Source organism: Paraprevotella clara YIT 11840, from assembly GCF_000233955.1.
In the GTDB taxonomy this organism is placed as follows: Bacteria; Bacteroidota; Bacteroidia; order Bacteroidales; family Bacteroidaceae; genus Paraprevotella; species Paraprevotella clara.
The window spans coordinates 49,542-66,284 of sequence record NZ_JH376593.1 but is presented as its reverse complement, the minus strand read 5'-3'; the positions used below and the strand labels follow the sequence as shown (position 1 = coordinate 66,284).

11 protein-coding genes are annotated in these 16,743 nt (G+C 51.7%); 2 read left to right on the top strand and 9 right to left on the bottom strand.

Annotated elements, in window-relative coordinates; genetic code table 11:
• Window positions 1-3 precede the first annotated feature (3 nt).
• The 6 genes from yidD to metK all read right to left on the bottom strand — a co-directional run bounded on the left by yidD (window position 4) and on the right by metK (window position 4,375).
• A complete protein-coding gene (gene yidD / locus HMPREF9441_RS17665) occupies window positions 4-246 on the bottom strand; it encodes a membrane protein insertion efficiency factor YidD (RefSeq protein ID WP_008618833.1) in 243 nt (80 codons plus the stop codon).
• Window positions 230-670: a ribonuclease P protein component gene (gene rnpA, locus HMPREF9441_RS05260; protein WP_008618831.1), complete on the bottom strand. Its 441-nt coding sequence runs from the start codon at window positions 668-670 to the stop codon at window positions 230-232. The genes yidD and rnpA overlap by 17 nt, the downstream gene beginning before the upstream one ends.
• Before the next feature lie 67 nt (window positions 671-737).
• Window positions 738-1,481: a uroporphyrinogen-III synthase gene (locus HMPREF9441_RS05255; protein WP_008618830.1), complete on the bottom strand. Its 744-nt coding sequence runs from the start codon at window positions 1,479-1,481 to the stop codon at window positions 738-740.
• Window positions 1,482-1,495: 14 nt separating this feature from the next.
• Window positions 1,496-2,500, bottom strand: coding sequence for a DUF4271 domain-containing protein (locus HMPREF9441_RS05250; protein WP_008618824.1), 1,005 nt, complete (start codon window positions 2,498-2,500; stop codon window positions 1,496-1,498).
• Window positions 2,501-2,502: 2 nt separating this feature from the next.
• Complete coding sequence (locus tag HMPREF9441_RS05245) at window positions 2,503-3,090, bottom strand: LOG family protein (protein ID WP_008618823.1); 588 nt, start codon at window positions 3,088-3,090, stop codon at window positions 2,503-2,505.
• A 1-nt stretch (window position 3,091) separates the two neighbouring features.
• Window positions 3,092-4,375, bottom strand: a complete 1,284-nt coding sequence (gene metK / locus HMPREF9441_RS05240; RefSeq protein ID WP_008618822.1) for a methionine adenosyltransferase — start codon at window positions 4,373-4,375, stop codon at window positions 3,092-3,094.
• A gap of 358 nt (window positions 4,376-4,733) precedes the next feature.
• Here metK and HMPREF9441_RS05235 point away from each other — a divergent pair, with 358 nt between their 5' ends.
• Both HMPREF9441_RS05235 and HMPREF9441_RS05230 read left to right on the top strand, forming a co-directional pair.
• Window positions 4,734-9,956 carry an alpha-L-arabinofuranosidase C-terminal domain-containing protein gene (locus HMPREF9441_RS05235; RefSeq protein WP_244949628.1) on the top strand — a complete coding sequence of 1,741 codons (5,223 nt, stop codon included), beginning with the start codon at window positions 4,734-4,736 and terminating at the stop codon, window positions 9,954-9,956.
• A 258-nt stretch (window positions 9,957-10,214) separates the two neighbouring features.
• Window positions 10,215-10,826 carry a porin family protein gene (locus HMPREF9441_RS05230; RefSeq protein ID WP_021981367.1) on the top strand — a complete coding sequence of 204 codons (612 nt, stop codon included), beginning with the start codon at window positions 10,215-10,217 and terminating at the stop codon, window positions 10,824-10,826.
• Between the two features lie 817 nt (window positions 10,827-11,643).
• Here HMPREF9441_RS05230 and queG read toward each other — a convergent pair.
• The 3 genes from queG to HMPREF9441_RS05210 all read right to left on the bottom strand — a co-directional run bounded on the left by queG (window position 11,644) and on the right by HMPREF9441_RS05210 (window position 16,647).
• Window positions 11,644-12,600, bottom strand: a complete 957-nt coding sequence (gene queG / locus HMPREF9441_RS05220) for a tRNA epoxyqueuosine(34) reductase QueG (protein WP_008618817.1) — start codon at window positions 12,598-12,600, stop codon at window positions 11,644-11,646.
• Between the two features lie 89 nt (window positions 12,601-12,689).
• The gene (locus HMPREF9441_RS05215) at window positions 12,690-13,310 is read right to left on the bottom strand and encodes a polysaccharide deacetylase family protein (RefSeq protein WP_008618807.1); all 621 of its coding nucleotides are present in this window, start codon (window positions 13,308-13,310) and stop codon (window positions 12,690-12,692) included.
• Window positions 13,311-13,335: 25 nt separating this feature from the next.
• Window positions 13,336-16,647: a DUF2723 domain-containing protein gene (locus tag HMPREF9441_RS05210; protein WP_008618806.1), complete on the bottom strand. Its 3,312-nt coding sequence runs from the start codon at window positions 16,645-16,647 to the stop codon at window positions 13,336-13,338.
• Window positions 16,648-16,743 lie beyond the last annotated feature (96 nt).

The following is a 16,743-nucleotide window of genomic DNA, read 5'->3' as shown; positions in this document are numbered from 1 at the left end:
GGCTTAAGGGACGGGGTCATAACCGCTTCCTCCCCAGGGATGGCAACGCAGGATGCGACGCACGGCCAAGTACATGCCTTTAAAGGGGCCATGCTTGCGGATGGCTTCAATAGCGTATTGTGAACAAGTCGGCGTAAACCTGCACGATGGGGGAGTCATGGGGGAAATCACACGGCGATAGAACTGAATGGGAGCAATCAACGCGGCGGATAACAAATGGCGGAAACGGTCATAGGGCGGATGCATCATCGGTGTGTTCGTCCGGGGATGCCGGAAGTTGTTCGGAGATACGCACCAACAGGCGTCTCACGCAATCGTCCACTTCGGCCGAAGCGTACAGGCGGTCGGAAAGCCAGAGGAAAGCCACTACCAGACCCTGCCCGGATGACGTGGGCAAAACGGATGTCAAGATGTGTTTTTGTTTGCGGTAAGCTTCGCGAATCTGCCGTTTCACCCGGTTTCGTTTTACAGCCCTTTTGAAACGTCGTTTCGACACGGACACCAATATGGATACAAGAGGAGCCGGGGCTTCTACGGGAACCGGCATGAAGACTACGCGGAGCGGAAAGGCCGACATGGATTTGCTGCCTCCGGTGAACAGAGCGTCTATGATGCGTTTGCTACACAAGCGCTCCGATTTATGAAATGAAAAGTCCGGTTTCTGTTCCATAAGGTACGGTGTTGTAGGATAAAGGAGAAAGGGTGCTTTTCCGGCACCCTTTCTTATTTGATGAGCATCAACAGTTGTGCTTCTTTACGAAATCGTCCAATGCGGCCGTGATGGACGGGTATTGCGAAGTGGGAGCTTCCATGTCCAATCGCAGTCCTGCATCTTTGACGGCCTGGGCTGTGGCCGGCCCGAACGTACCGATGGCAATCTCTTTCTGCTCGAAATCAGGGAAGTTTTTCAGCAAAGCCTGTATACCCGAGGGGCTGAAGAAAATCAGCATGTCGTAATCGAACTTCTCGTCGCTCTTGAAATCGTTGCTCACGGTGCGGTACATTACCACTTCCTTGTGGATAAGCTTCTTGGAATCCAACAGGTTCGTGATTTCGTCGTTGTGTACATCCGACAACGGAACCAGATATTTTTCTGTTTTATGCTTGACCATAGACGGGAGCAGATCGTCCACTTTGCCCGTAGAGCCGAAGAAGACCTTGCGTTTGCGGTACTGCACATATTTTTGGATATACAGTGCAATGGTTTCCGTAATGCAGAAATACTTCATATCTTCGGGTATCGTCACGCGTAATTCTTTGCACAACAGGAAAAAATGATCGATGGCATTACGTGAAGTGAATACCACGGCGGTGTAATCCAATATAGAGACTTTCTGTTGGCGGAATTCTTTAGCAGACAAACCTTCAATCTTGATAAATGGTCTGAAAACTACTTCCACACCATACTTGGAGGCAATCTCGAAATAAGGAGACTTCTCGGAGGTTGGTTTGGGTTGTGAAACCAGAATCTTCTTTATCATAAGTGTTCAATATTTTACAATAGTATGTCGTTTGTATATGTAAGTGCTTGCCATAAGCCGCAAAGAGGCAGCATTTCAAGGGCACAAAAGTACACAATTAAATGCAAGAAACCATGAAATTTTGGGAAAAATATACAAAAAGTTTTATAAAAGAGTAGAAGTCTGATGAAACCCAGTAACAGGCACAAACATAATATCACACTGTAGGTCGGAAGATTGAAAAAGACTGTGATTAAAGCAAGCGGAAAAAGCAGTACCCCTTCGGCCGAAACGAGAAATGAATATGATTTAAGCCAGGTACTTCTGCGTTCTTTGTCAAAAAAGATCCAATTGACAAACGCGTAAAACAGTTGCTTGAGTCCCAAGTAAATCCAGCAAATCAAAACATAGATACCCAATAGGATATGGGAGGAAACGGGGGACATGAAGAGATCCCGGGTGGTTTGTGTGTAATCGAAGAAAAACAGGCTGACGAGCAATCCGCTTTGCAAATAAAGGAAAATGGCGTGGCGCATTTCGCGGCCCGTCTCTATCGAGAAAAGTTTCTCCTTGTCCATGCGGTTGAGGAAAAAGTCCTGTAAGCGTTGTTTGATAAACTTCTTGCTGTTGGCGAAGATGGTCATGACTACCAGAAAACAGCAGAGCAAGATACCTGTGACCCAATCATCGTGGCGTAACAAATAGGGTAACGGGTCGGCATCCATGCCGGCTGGGTCGATGTTTATTTCAGCATGGTAATAGGGAGAAGTGCTGAAGAAGTTTTCATCGTATCGGATGTCTTGTACGGAAAGGGCAGTCTTGGCCGACGGTATCTGCCATCCCGGAAGGTTCAGGGTGTCGGGACGTGCCGAGCGCACGGTCGGGCGTGGAGGCAGCATCGCCTGAATGGCGGAATCCTGTTGGGCCGGTGTGGCATCGGCGGGCAGACTTTCAATAATTTTTTTCGGATTGAATTTCTGTCGGATGGGATACGAAGCCTTCTCGTGCGCCGGAAGAGCCGTTTGAAGTGAGTCTTTCATGTTCAAATGGCTGCAAATTTACGGACTTCTTTGTCCCAAAGTGGAGTAGAGTACAACAAGTCGAGGGCTTCGGCTGGGCTGGAAGCCACTTTCCAGATACCCAGATGGGCCGGGCGCATGAAATGTTCTTCGGCGGCATGTTCGAGCATTTTCAGTAACGGATTATAGAATCCTTCCGTGTTCAACACCACAATGGGATTGAGGTATAACCCGAGTTGTTTCCACGTAATGATTTCGAGCAATTCTTCCAACGTACCGCATCCGCCCGGCAAGGCAATGACACCGTCCGACAGGCGGGCCATTGTCTGCTTGCGGGTGTGCATGTCTTCCGTTTCAATCAGTTCCGTAAGTCCGGGGTGTTGCCAGCCTTGTTCCACCATGAAATGGGGAATCACGCCGGTCACTTGCCCTCCGGCTTCCAGACAGGCATCGGCACAGGCTCTCATCAGCCCGAGGTTTCCGGCACCGTTCACCAGACGGATACCATGATGGGCCAAGAGTTCACCCAACTCCCGTGCTGCACGGAAATAGCAATCGGCTATTTTCGTACTGGAGGCCGAGTATACACACACTGATTGAATCGTGTTCATCTTATAGTCCGAATGCTTCTTTGATTTGAGCTACATAATCCAACTTCTCCCACGTGAAGAGTTCCACTTCGAGGGTCTTGGTAGGCATATAGCGGCTGTGGAACTCCTTGGTCACGGTCTGCGGCTGGCGTCCCATGTGGCCGTAAGCGGCAGTCTCTTCATAAATGGGATTACGGAGTTTCAGGCGGTCTTCGATGGCTTTCGGCCGCAGGTCGAACAACGCGTCTATCTTTTGCGCAATCTCTCCGTCGCTCAGGCTGACATGGCTGCGTCCGTAAGTATTGACGTAGATGTTCACCGGCCGTGCCACACCGATGGCATAGCTGATTTGCACCAACATTTCGTCGGCCACCCCGGCTGCCACCATGTTCTTGGCGATGTGGCGTGCGGCGTATGCGGCCGAACGGTCTACTTTGGAAGGGTCTTTCCCGGAGAAGGCGCCTCCTCCGTGGGCACCTTTGCCTCCGTAAGTGTCTACGATGATTTTACGGCCGGTCAGTCCGGTATCGCCATGAGGACCGCCTATCACGAATTTGCCGGTGGGGTTCACGTGGTAAGTGATATGTTCGTCAAACAGCCGGAGTATGGCCGGATCGTGAATCTCGGCAATGACACGCGGCATCAGAATCGTAATGACATCCTGGCGTATCTTGTCCAACATCTTCCGGTCGGCCTCTTCCTGCTTGCCGTCGGTCGGTTGGATAAATTCGTCATGTTGTGTGGAAACCACAATCGTGTCCACGCGGACCGGTTTCCCGTTGTCGTCATATTCAATCGTCACTTGGCTTTTGGCGTCGGGACGCAAATAAGTCATTTCTTTGCCTTCGCGCCGTATTTCGGCCAATACACGCAGGATTTTGTGGCTGAGGTCGAGGGATAGCGGCATATAGTTTTCCGTTTCATTGGTGGCATAACCGAACATCATACCTTGGTCGCCTGCCCCTTGTTCCATCGGGTCTTGGCGTTCCACGCCGCGGTTGATGTCGGCGCTTTGTTCATGGATGGCAGAGAATACGCCGCAACTTTCTGCCTCGAACTTGTATTCCGCTTTGGTATAGCCGATACGGCGGATCGTACGGCGGGCTATTTCTTGCAGGTCGACGTAAGCTTCTGATTTTACCTCTCCGGCCACGACAACCTGACCCGTTGTCACCAATGTTTCACATGCGACTTTCGAGTTAGGGTCGAAAGCCAATAATTCGTCCAATACAGCGTCGGAAATCTGGTCCGCCACTTTGTCCGGGTGTCCTTCAGACACCGATTCGGAAGTAAATAAGTAACCCATTTCTACGTAGTTAAATTAAAAAATTAATAATAAGAATGGGGTTTCATTGGGAAGGTATGCGTGCAGTTCCAAAACTGTATTTAGCATTTTTTACCGTGGTTGCAAGCCGCCCAAATCTATCCACATTTGTATTTACGACTGCAAAGTTAAGGAGAAAAAAGGAGAAAATGGTGTGTCTTCCACATTTATTTAGATTTTTATTAGGTTTGAAGCGTGGATTTAATTACTTTTGGGCAAAGATGTCAACGTCTTGTAAATTAAAAACATTAACCTCTATATTTTTCATGAAATGAAGGACAGAACTTTTTTCAAGAGGCTTGTTTCCGTGGCATTTTGCGGAATGTGTATGGCCTCTTCCATGGCACAAGTTACATTGAATATCGATGCCGGACAGCGGGGAGCTTCCATCGGCGGTCGCCATTATGGTATTTTCTTTGAGGAAATCAACCATGCCGGCGACGGTGGGCTTTACGCCGAGCTGATTCACAACCGTTCTTTCGAGGACAATGCGTCGAACCCGGACAAATGGTGGGCCGTGGGGAACGCCCGTATGGCCGTGGTTACCGACGGGATACTGAACGAGGCGCAGGAGCATGCGCTCGAATTGGAATTCAAAGGCGCGGGCGACGGTGTGCGCAACGAGGGTTTCTGGGGCATTCATGTGGTGAACGGGCAGACTTACAAGTTGTCTTTCTGGATAAAAGGAAGTCCGGCTTACAAGGGTGTCCTTACAGCCGAGTTGCAGACTGAAGGCGGTCAGAGTCTGGGTAGCCGCGAGCTCGCGGTGGATGTCGGTTCGGAGTGGACGAAACTGACGGCGGAAATCACGGCTACGGGAGAGGCCCGCGACGGTTGGTTCGCCCTGAAAGGCTCCGTGCCCGGCACGGTCGTGTTGGACATGGTAAGTCTTTTTCCGCCCACTTACAAAGGCCGCGACAACGGTTGCCGCATCGACTTGGCGGAAAAACTGGAAGCCATGAAACCGTCGTTCGTACGTTTCCCCGGCGGTTGCTACGTGGAAGGGCATTATGCCAATGGAAAAACCAATCGTTTCGAGTGGAAAAACACCATCGGTCCTATCGAGGAACGTCCCGGACACATGAACCAGAATTGGGGATATAGGGTGTCGGACGGTTTCGGGTTCCATGAAATGTTGCAGCTCACCGAGGATTTGGGAGCCGAACCGCTGTTCGTGGTGAACATGGGTATGGGGCATGCTTGGGTGGAGGACTATACCCGGATAGACGAATACATCCAAGAGGCTCTCGATGCGATAGAGTATTGCAACGGCGATGCCAAAACTACGAAATGGGGCGCGTTGCGGGCCAAGAACGGCCATCCCGAACCTTTCAATCTCCGTTTATTGGAAATCGGGAACGAGAACTATAACTTCAGTTCGGAAAACAATAACGACCAAAGCGACCACTATGCCGAGCGTTACGAACAGTTCCGCAAGGCCATTAAGGCCAAGTATCCCGAAGTGACGCTGATTGGCAATGTGGAATCATGGGGCACGGACAATCCCAGTTGGCGGAACCCGTATCCGGTAGATGCAGTGGACGAGCATTATTACCGGAATCCTTCATGGTTCGTCAGCCAATACAATAAATATGACACGTACAGCCGGGCAAGCCACAAAATCTACGTAGGAGAGTATGCCGTGACGCAGGACTATGGCATCAACGGCCATTTGAATGCGGCGTTGGGAGAGGCCGTTTTCATGCAAGGGATGGAAAACAACTCCGATGTCTGCATCATGAACAGCTATGCCCCGATATTTGTCAATGAAAACAATTACAACTGGCGTCCGGATATGATCCGTTTCAACAGTTATACCAGTTACGGTACGCCTTCGTACTACGTGCAGCAGCTTTTCCCGAACAATGTAGGAAAACAGAATGTGAAGTGGACGGAAGAAAACAACCAACTGCTGCGCTCCGGGGCCATCGGCCTGAGCACGTGGAGCACGAGTGCCACTTTCGACAATGTGAAAGTCACGGCAGGCGACGGGACGGTGGTCTTCCACGACGATTTCTCGTCCGTAAAACCTGAATGGAAGGCCGACGGAGGCACGTGGACCACTTCGGGCGGCGTGCTGAAACAGACGGATAAGGGCATGCAAGGCAAACTCTATGTCTGCGATGTGCAGCCGGGGCAGAACTATACGTATGAAGTGGAAGCCACGAAGACCGGTGGGGCGGAGGGTTTCCTCATTGCCTTTAATTGCGGAGACGGAGACAATTATTGTTGGTGGAACCTCGGCGGATGGGGCAATACGCAACACGGCGTGGAGGTTTGCACCAATGGGTCGAAGACTACGGCGGCTTCCGTGAAAGGGTCTTTGGAAACAGGACATGCCTACCGTATCAAAGTCGAAGTGAACGGCACGCACGTGAAGTGCTATCTGGACGGTGCGCTCCTGCATGATTTCACTTTGCCGGTGAGCCGTAAAATATACGTCTCTTCCAATATCGACGATGAGGCAGGCGTTCTGTACGTGAAGTTAGTGAATCCCGGAGCTTCGGCACAGACCGCAACCGTCAACCTGGCTCACGCGACAGTGACGGGAGGTTCCGTGGTCGTACTGACTTCGGCTGACGGCACGGATGAAAACAATCTGGAGAACCCCGACCGCGTGTCGCCGAAGGAGCGTGCGTTGGATGTGAAGGGACAACAGTTCACCTACGAACTGCCCGCCTATTCGTTGAATATTCTCCGTCTGGATGTGCGGGACGTGGAAATCGTGGTAGAGGAAAAGGCAGAGCTTCCGGAGCCGCTCATACAGTATTCTTTCGACGGAGGGCAGGAGGCTGACGACAAGGGAAAATTCCCGGGAAAGTTGCACGGCGGGGCAGCCATCGTGGCGATGGACGACGGAAACAAGGCACTTTATACCGGCAGTAACGGAGAGCAAGGTTTTTTTGATTTAGGCGTGGACATGGCACGCCAAACTTTTTCCGGGCTGGAGGGCGACTATACCATGTCGGTGGCCATCGCATTGCCCGGCGTAGGTGCCTTGGACCAATATTGCTGGGCGTATGGGTTTTCTAACGGGACGGAGCAGTACGTCGGCTTGGTCAACAGTCCGGACAACACGGGCTGGTATTACACCATCAAGGATGGGGAGAGCGCGGATGCCCCGTCGCATGGGGGATTGTCTTACGGCGAGTGGCACCACATTGCATACGTGCAAGAAGGGAACATGGGGCGGCTCTACGTGGACGGGCGCATGGCCAGTGAGCAGCAAGTGACCCAAAGGCCGGCCGACATGGCGCAGGAGTTGACGGAGGCTTTTATCGGGCGTTCGCCTTTTGCCGCCGATGCCTTGATGACGGAGGCGTTCTTCGACGACTTCCAGATATACGACGTGGCCTTGGACGGAGGGCAGATGAAGGAACTCTACGCCCAGGTGCAAGGCCGTGCGGCGGAGTCGCGGGAAGTGGACATGAGTGCCGCACGTGAAGAACTGGCACGGTTTATGAAGAAGTTCAACTGCTTGCATGCCACGACGGATTTGCCCGAAAATATTTCCGATAGGGTGGGCGTAAGATGGTTCTTTTCTGTGAATCAGGGTTATGAGGATGCCATCGCCTTAGAAAACGAGAAACTGGTGGTACACCGCTTGCCGCAAGGGGATGAGGCGGTCCGTGCCGGGGTGTTGTCTGCCAAGCTGAGCTGCGAAGCCGATACGGTGGAAGTGGAGTATCCGGTGATATTGGCGCCCGATGACAACCGCTACGGTTACTTGTACTGCTTCATGAATTCCGGAAAGGAAATCACCAACTTCGCACTCGGCGCGAAAGAAGACCAAGGTCGTGTGTTCAACGTTTTGCTGGACGGGGGAGAAGTCTTCGACACGGAGAAGATTGCGGAGATAGAACACGGTACGCGTGATGCCTATATCGGGCGCGGTGAAGCGCCGGACGGCTATTTCATCACAACCACCGACATGAAACAGCATGCTTCCGGCGTGTGGAACAACCACGGCATCAACTTGGTACGTTCCCGGGATTTGATACATTGGGAGGGTACGACGTTCGACTTCAACCGGGGAAAATCCATCTTCTCCGACCCCGATGTCACGACGGGCGTATATGACACCGACGAGGAATATGCCCGCATCAACCGTGTATGGGCACCGCAGTTCATCTGGGACAAGGACTATAACGGGGGAGAAGGTGCCTATCTGGTGTACTATTCTATACTGTCCACCAACGAAGGCGACAACCACGACCGTATTTTTTATTCCTATGCCGACCGGGAGTTCAAGACGCTGACCCAACCCCGTGTCTTTTTCGACCCCGGAATCTCGGTAATCGACGCGGACATCGTGTATAATCCTTACGACAGCCTCTACCATATGTATTACAAACGTGAAGGGGCTTCGGGCACGGAACGGGGCATTTATGAGGCCACGAGCAAGACGTTGGTGGGAGGTACCTGGACGGAAGTGATGCACGTGACGAACGAAGGTTCGGAACAGGTGGAAGGTTCGAGTACGGTGCGCCGCATCAATGAGGACGTGTACAACCTGTATTATATGCGCTACTCCGGCGGCAGTGCCTACAAGTATTGCGAGACAGACCATCTGGGATTGAACGTGACGCATTCCTCCAATGTGGAAGGGACCGGAGCGTTCCAGCACGGTTCCGTCATGACGGTGACGGAAGAAGAGTACCGCCTGTTGCAGGCATGGAGCGATGTGCGTTTGTATCTGCCACGTGTGGAGGATCTGAAGGAGGAGAGCGGTAGCCAAGTGTTCGATGCCGCCATCCGGCAAGCCGAAGAAGCGTTGGACCTGACCTCCGTGTCCGAACTGTCAATGGCTTTGCCTGCGGCCTACGAGGCCCTGAAAGCGGCGGTGGAAACCTATACGGAGGACTTGTGCGCCGGTTGGACACCCGGAGAGGAAGTAGACCTTACCTGGCTTTTAGTCAATCCCGATTTTTCGGAAGGCAGCAAGGGATGGGAAGGCACGTCTTTTACGGCGGCTTCTTCCGGTGTGGCTGAGTTTTACGACAAGACTTACGACACTTATCAGGTGTTGGAACGTATGCCGGCCGGTACATACCTCCTTCGCGCCCAAGGCTTTTATCGCTATGGAGACAAGGCGGAAGCCTATGACGCGCATCGGGACGGTTCGGAACAGCTTTTGGCCGGACTGTATCTCAATAGCAGCCGCCAGACGTTCATGTCTTTGTTCGACGGTTCCGCTCCCTACACTTACAATCCCTATACCTATCCCGATGATGTATGGACAGCCAACGATGCCTTCAACCGCGACGGGGAATACCGCGCCAACGAAGTGGAATACGAGTTATTGGCGAAAGGGGATTTGCGGGTCGGTCTGGACAAGACCGAGTATAGGTACCACGACTGGAACTGTTTCGACAACTTCAAGTTGTTGTATGTCGCCAAACCGACTGCCATTCGCGAAGTGACGGATTCGGCTGAGGTTCCGGTAGATGTGTACACCGTGAGCGGCGTGAAAGTGCGCAGTGCGGTCATGCCGCATGAAGCCGTGAACGGACTTCCGCACGGGATTTATATCGTGGGCACGCGCAAATTTGCGATTAAGTGAGCGCAGACCGAGCTTGCTCGAAGTCTGCCGAGCGTGAGCAAATTATGTAAAGTCGTGGTGGATTGACTTCTGCTTTTTAGAAAAAAGGTATGGCCGGACTGGAGATAAAGGCCGGAACCAAATGAAATCGAACAGGCTTCTAAAAGTTGGGGATAAAACTTTTAGAAGCCTGTTAGGTTTTATAGCTTGGAGATGATTGGCTGTTTCTTTACAATATTTGCGTACAATTATCGTTTGTTTTATATCAAAAAGTATGGAATGAAACGACTTTTTATAATAGGAATATGTTTATGTTTGAGCGGAATGGTTTCTGCCCAATGGCATGTGGGTTGTGAAGTGGGGGCAAACTGGTCCACGGTAAAGTTTCCTTCGTATGAGATGGGCGGCAAGCGTATGACCGGTTTTAATATCGGTGCGGTGGGGATGTACCGTTGGAGTGAGCGGTGGGGCTTGCAGGCCAATCTGATGTACACGACAAGGGGATACAACGTATCCGATGGAGTCATAATTCCCGGTGATGAAATCATAAAGGACAGGGTGGAAGATGTGGCAGTGGAGAGCAAGTATATCGACATCCCTGTGGTGGCCAAGTTTTATCCCGGCCTTGGTGTGCATTTGGATGCAGGCATGCAAGTCGGTTTTTTGGTGGGGCGGACGTTGAAGTACGGTAACAGCCGTCAACCTTCTTCCCTTTTAGGCGAGAGGCAGCCGGTAGATGTCGGGCTTGTGTTCGGGGGAGGATGGGAATCCCGCAGTGGGGTGAACGTCGGCTTGCGTTATATGTTGGGACTGAATTCTTGCTATAAGAAAGTGGATGACTTCACGAACCGTTCGCTCATGGTGACTGTGGGTTATTTGTTTTGTCTTTAAGATTTTGGGGAACATGTCGTCCTAACGTTGGGGGATGATTGGGAAGCATTTAGGATTGGTGCGTCTTTTCCGATTTTGGACATTTGATGTCGGAATCTCTCTTTATGCCGACAGAATGTAAGCGATTTGACGATTTTTGGAGAGATAAAAGTCGCCTAAAAAGTACGTTCCGTGTGTTTTTTAGGCTATTTTGAATACATATATTCACATTTCAGCCTCGTTTTTTATATACTTAAAGCATTTTTAGGAATCAGTTTCAGCCGAAAGATTTTCCGTTCGGCTGAAAAAACACTTTTTTTCTGCGCAGAACTTTTTGTGTTTGTCCGCATGTCGTTGGAAAAATCGGCTTCGGGCGGTACGTAGGTGTGCTCCGAGGGCTTGTTTTTTCTTTAGATGGAAGCCTGTTCCTATTCCAATCCGTGTGACAAGATGATTGGCCGGAAAGGCTCCGGGCTTACGTGGTGTGTAACGGCTTGCGCCCGGGATAATGGCTTTGTATGCAGGAAGTAAGCGTAAGGAGGGAAACGAGCGACATAAAGGATTTTGCAAGGCATGCGAGAATCGTGTTTTTTCGTCCGTGTGTATCGCTGTATCCAAAAATGGAATCCTAAGGGTGTTGGATTGACAGATTGTCAGAATGGCGTTTGCAGATTTGTTTTTTAGACAGAAGAACAAAAGAACAAATTTTTTCAATTCTGCCCGCCATTAAAACTTCTGTTCTTTTGTTCTTCTGTCCAATTCAAAAACCAGATTTTCCTCCGCTCACGCCATTAATACTTGTATTCCTTTGTTCTTTTGTCGAACCCGGAATATATTTTTATCTATCCCCGTTGCCGCGCAGTGCTTTCAGGTTGCGGATGAGGCCCTCGTATTTCGCCCGTTTCACGGCAGAGCCTTTGAAGAGCATCCGATAACGCTCCACGTCCAATCCCATCCAGTCCTCCTCCTCCATTTGCCGCAGTTCGGGACGGGGAGTGAAGGCCGGTTCCGTGGCGGGAGGCGCGGAACGCAAGTGAGGACAGGCACGCAGGCAACGGTCGCAACCGTAGAAATAAGGATACATCCGGGCAGCCGCCTCTTCGGGAATCCCGCCCCGGTTCTCGATGGTCAGGTAGCTCAGGCAGCGGCGGGCATCCAGTCCGCGTCCTTCTTCCAAGGCCTGTGTGGGGCAGGCTTCGATACAACGGCGGCAAGTGCCGCAACGGTCGGTGGGGAAAGGCGCATCGTAGGCATCCGCAGGCAGGTTGAGCATCAGTTCGCCGAGGAAGAATGCACTGCCCGCCCGGGGGATGACGAGTTGGGTGTGACGGCCTATCCACCCCAAGCCGCACCGCCAGGCCCAATAACGTTCCAGTACCGGTGCTGTGTCGCAGAAGGCGCGGCCTTGTAAGGTGCCTTCCGGCGTACTGTGCCGCAGGGCTTCGAGCAGGCTGTTCAGCTTCTGCCGCATGATGTCGTGGTAGTCTTGTCCGTAAGCATACCAGGCGATTTGCAGTTTATGGTCCGGGATGGGCGTGGACGGGCGGTAGTTCAGGGCTACGCTGACCACTGTCCGGCATCCTTCCACGAGGAGGCGAGGGTCGAGCCGTTTGGCTTCATGCCCTTCCATGTAAGCCATACCGGCCTGCCGTCCTTCGCCGAGCCAGCGTTTGAAGAAAGCGGCGTGCAGAGGGGCGACCGGTTCGGCCGGGGCCAGTCCGCAAGCAGAAAAGCCGAGGCGTGCGGCCTCGGCTTTTATTTGAGTGGCAGAAAGTATGTTTTCTGTTTTTACCATCCGTTATTTGCATAAATCGCTCACGCTCGGCAGACACTGAACAAGTTCGGCCTGCGCTCACTTACTCGCGTTTTTGCCATTAGATATACTTACTCGCGATTTTCTATCACCTTGAAAGCATATCCCTGGTCTTTCAGCCATTGCAGGGCTTCGGGCAAAGCTGTTTGCAGCTTGTCGATGCTTTTCAGCGAGTCGTGGAACGTGATGATGGAACCGTTGCGCGCATAGCGTTTCACGTTGTTTACCACGTCCTCCGCCGTCACCCTTTTACTGTAGTCGCGCGTGACCAAATCCCACATGATGATGCGGTAGTGCTTGCGCAGCAGTTTGAATTGCAGCAATCGCATCCAACCGTGAGGCGGGCGGAAGAGGTTGGTATGCAGCAGGCGGTTAGCCTTGTCGGCATTCTCCAGATATTCTTCGCTCGAATGGCGGAAGCCGCCGATGTGGTTGAACGTATGGTTGCCGACGCAGTGCCCGCGTTCGACGACCATACGGTAGATGTCGGGATACTTGCGCACGTTGTCTCCCACCATGAAGAAAGTGGCCTTGACACCGAACCTGTCCAATATGTCCAGCACAAACGGGGTGGCTTCGGGTATCGGTCCGTCATCGAATGTCAGATAGACTACTTTCTTCTTGCGGCTCATCCGCCATATCGCGGTCGGATAGAGCCATCGGAGAAAGACTGCGGGTTGTTCTATGAACATGGGTCTCTTCGGGTTTCAGACAGGATTACAAGCTCATGCCTCTCTGGTGGCAACGTGAAGCATAGTTGTTCACTTCCATGCGATAGGTCTCCGCTTTTTTCTTGTCTATAGGTTCCCATGTCTTGGCGATATCGTTCAGTATGTATATCTGCATCAGACACTCTCTCGATGATTGCAACAGGCGCTGGGTATTCAGGCTTAAATACCATTCTATATATTCCCTTGCATTCTGTCCTACAGCGTTAAGCAGTTTCTCGGCTTCGGCCTTATGGCCTAATGCCAGCCAGGCGTCAGCCAGTTCGAGCGAATGGCCGTAAAAGGCTTCGTGCGGGACGATGCTGCCCGGGATTTCTTCTTCGGCCCGTTGCAACACTTTCAATGCCTTATCTTTCTGTCCTTCTTTTAACAACTGTTGGGCCAGTTGGTTGAAGAGGCGACGGTGTGTGTAGCACATGCGTATCACGGTCTCGTCGAGGTAAATGTCCGGATTCTCTTTCAATCCGCCGTATTTGAACTTGTTCATCATGTTGTTGTACATTCTTTCGCTGTCGATGGTGCGGCCGCTCTGTTTGGTGTCGAACGGCGTGATGCGGCAGGCAAGGCCTTCCTGTACGAAGTTGTCGCCCAGATGTCCGTAATTGTCGGGACCTACTGTCGTAGACATGTAGAGCGGGCGTTCCCAGTTGGCCTGCGAAATCATTTCCAGCATCATCATTTCACTCTTGTAGACGGCGCGTTTGCCTTTGAGTGAGATGTGCATCACATCGGGAATGGAATCAGCGGCAATCATCATGCCGGAGCGTTTCACGGCTTCCTTGTCCACTGTCACTACGATACTGTCGGTCGGGAAGATTTGCAAGTCCGGGTTGTCGTTCAAGACCCAGTGCCGGATGATGTTCTTCAACTCGTACGGGTTGTCGCCCAACATCTGTTTCAGGTCTTCCGGACTGTCTTTGTAATAGTCGATGACTTGCTGGAGGGCATCGGGCTGCACGGGGATGCCTTCGCGCGTGCCGGTGACGTATTGCAGACGGGTCCAACTGATGGGCAACGACGGCGAGTCGTAGGCCGGACGGCGCATCTGGTCGATATACCAGTCGGTTTGCAGGTAACTCAAGTTGCAGACACGGGCATCGGTACGCACGCCTTCCGTTTCCTGGTTATACCACAACGGGAAGGTGTCGTTGTCACCGTTGGTGAAGATCACCGGATTGCCCTTGGCGTCCATGGAGTTCAGGTAGTTCTGTCCGAAGTCGCGGCAGGTGTAGCGTCCGCTGCGGTCGTGGTCGTCCCACGTCTGTCCGGCCATTTGTATGGGGACAAGCAAGGCGAGCAGACTGACTAAGGAGGCTGCGGTTTCCGGCACTTTGAGACGTTTCAGTCCGTCTACGATGGCGGCTACGCCCATACCTACCCAAATGGCGAAGGCATAGAACGAACCGGCGTAAGCATAATCACGTTCACGCGGCTGCAATGGTGTCTGGTTGAGGTAGACCACAATGGCCAGACCGGTCATGAAGAACAGGAAGAAGACGACCCAGAACTGGCGTACGCCTTCTTGGTTCTTATAAGCCTGCCAGAAGAGTCCGATGAGACCCAACAACAGGGGTAGGCAGTAGAATACATTATGTCCCTTGTTCTCTTTCAGTTCAGTGGGCAGTTTGCTTTGGTCGCCCAGACGGGCATTGTCGATGAACGGAATTCCGGTCAGCCAGTTACCGTGTTCCAATTCGCCATTACCCTGTATGTCGTTCTGGCGGCCGGCAAAATTCCACATGAAATACCGCCAGTACATGAAGTTTATCTGGTAACTGAAGAAGAAGCGCAGGTTTTCGGCTTGCGTCGGTACCTTTACCATTACCATTTGTCCGCATTGGTCGTAAGGTACTTGCTTGCCTTCCACGCCGCCCATCCAGTCTTCGTAAGCCCTGACGTGCTCGGGGCGGTCGGAATACATACGCGGGAACACCATGTTTTGTGCATAGATAGGTTCTTTGTCGTAATACACTATGCGATAAGCGTCCTTCTCGTCGGCACTATGTTTTTCTACGCGTTGGTAAATCGGTGCCCCTTCTTTATATTCCGGCATGCAGTAGCCGTCTTTGGTCTCTAACTGAACTTTCGAAGTGTAGGCCTGCCCGTAGAACAACGGACGGCTACCGTATTGTTCACGGTTCAGGTATTGTCCCAACGTGAAGATGTCCTCCGGTGAATTTTGATCCATCGGTGGATTTGCCGTGGAACGGATGACGATGACGGCGTATGTGGAATATCCGATCATGATCATCAGCATGCAAAGCAATGAGGTGTTCATGACGCGGGGGCTGATGAGCGGTTTTCCCTGTACCTTTCGGCTGAGGACGAAAGCTAAAATGCCTAAGACGATGACTCCGATGATGAAACTGCTCCATCCGTATCCGTAGAAGGGAATACCCAACATGCCTACGGATACCAGATAAGCGATATTCATGCGGCGACGGCTTTTCTGGATAAGCGTTTCGCGGATAGCCCAAAGTACGGTGGCTATCAGGCAGAAAATGTAGAAAATGAGGCCGGTGTTAAACGGAAGTCCCAAAGTGTTGACGAAGAACAGCTCGAACCATCCTCCTACTTTCACGATGCCCGGTACGATGCCGTACAGTACGGCGGCTACCAGAATAAAGGAAGCCACCAAAGCCCAAAGTGAACCTTTCAGGTTGGCATTGGGATTTTTCTTGTAATACCAAATGAGTACGATGGCCGGCAAGCACAATAAGTTCAGCAAATGCACGCCGATGGAAAGCCCCGTCAGGTAGGCAATCAGCACGAGCCAACGGTCGCTGTGAGGCTCGTCGGCATGTTCTTCCCATTTCAGAATGAGCCAGAACACCAATGCCGTAAATAAGGATGAATAAGCGTAAACCTCACCTTCTACGGCACTGAACCAGAATGTGTCGCTAAAAGTATAGACCAACGCGCCCACCAAACCGCTTCCTTCGATGGTAATCAACTTGGCAGTTGTCATCTGGTCGTAGTCGCTACATACCAGTTTGCGCGTCAGGTGCGTGATGCTCCAGAAAAGGAACAGGATACAACCGGCACTCATCAACGCCGACATCGTGTTGACCATCAGGGCCACTTGCGAAGGGTCGCTGGTAAATTGCGAGAATAAGTTAGCCGTAAGCATGAAGAAAGGTGCACCGGGCGGGTGTCCTACTTCCAGTTTATAGCCGGTAGTGATAAACTCCGGACAGTCCCAGAAACTTGCGGTCGGTTCAATGGTGGAACAGTAAACCCACGCGGCAATAGCAAATGTAATCCATCCCAAAAGAGTGTTTACAAGTTTGAACTGTTTCATTGTTTTGCTGTTATTTGATTTTGTTCTTATCGGTTGAGTTGCAAAATTAGTAACTTTTTCCTTTCTGTACGGCTCTTTTCCGAACTTTAAAAGGTT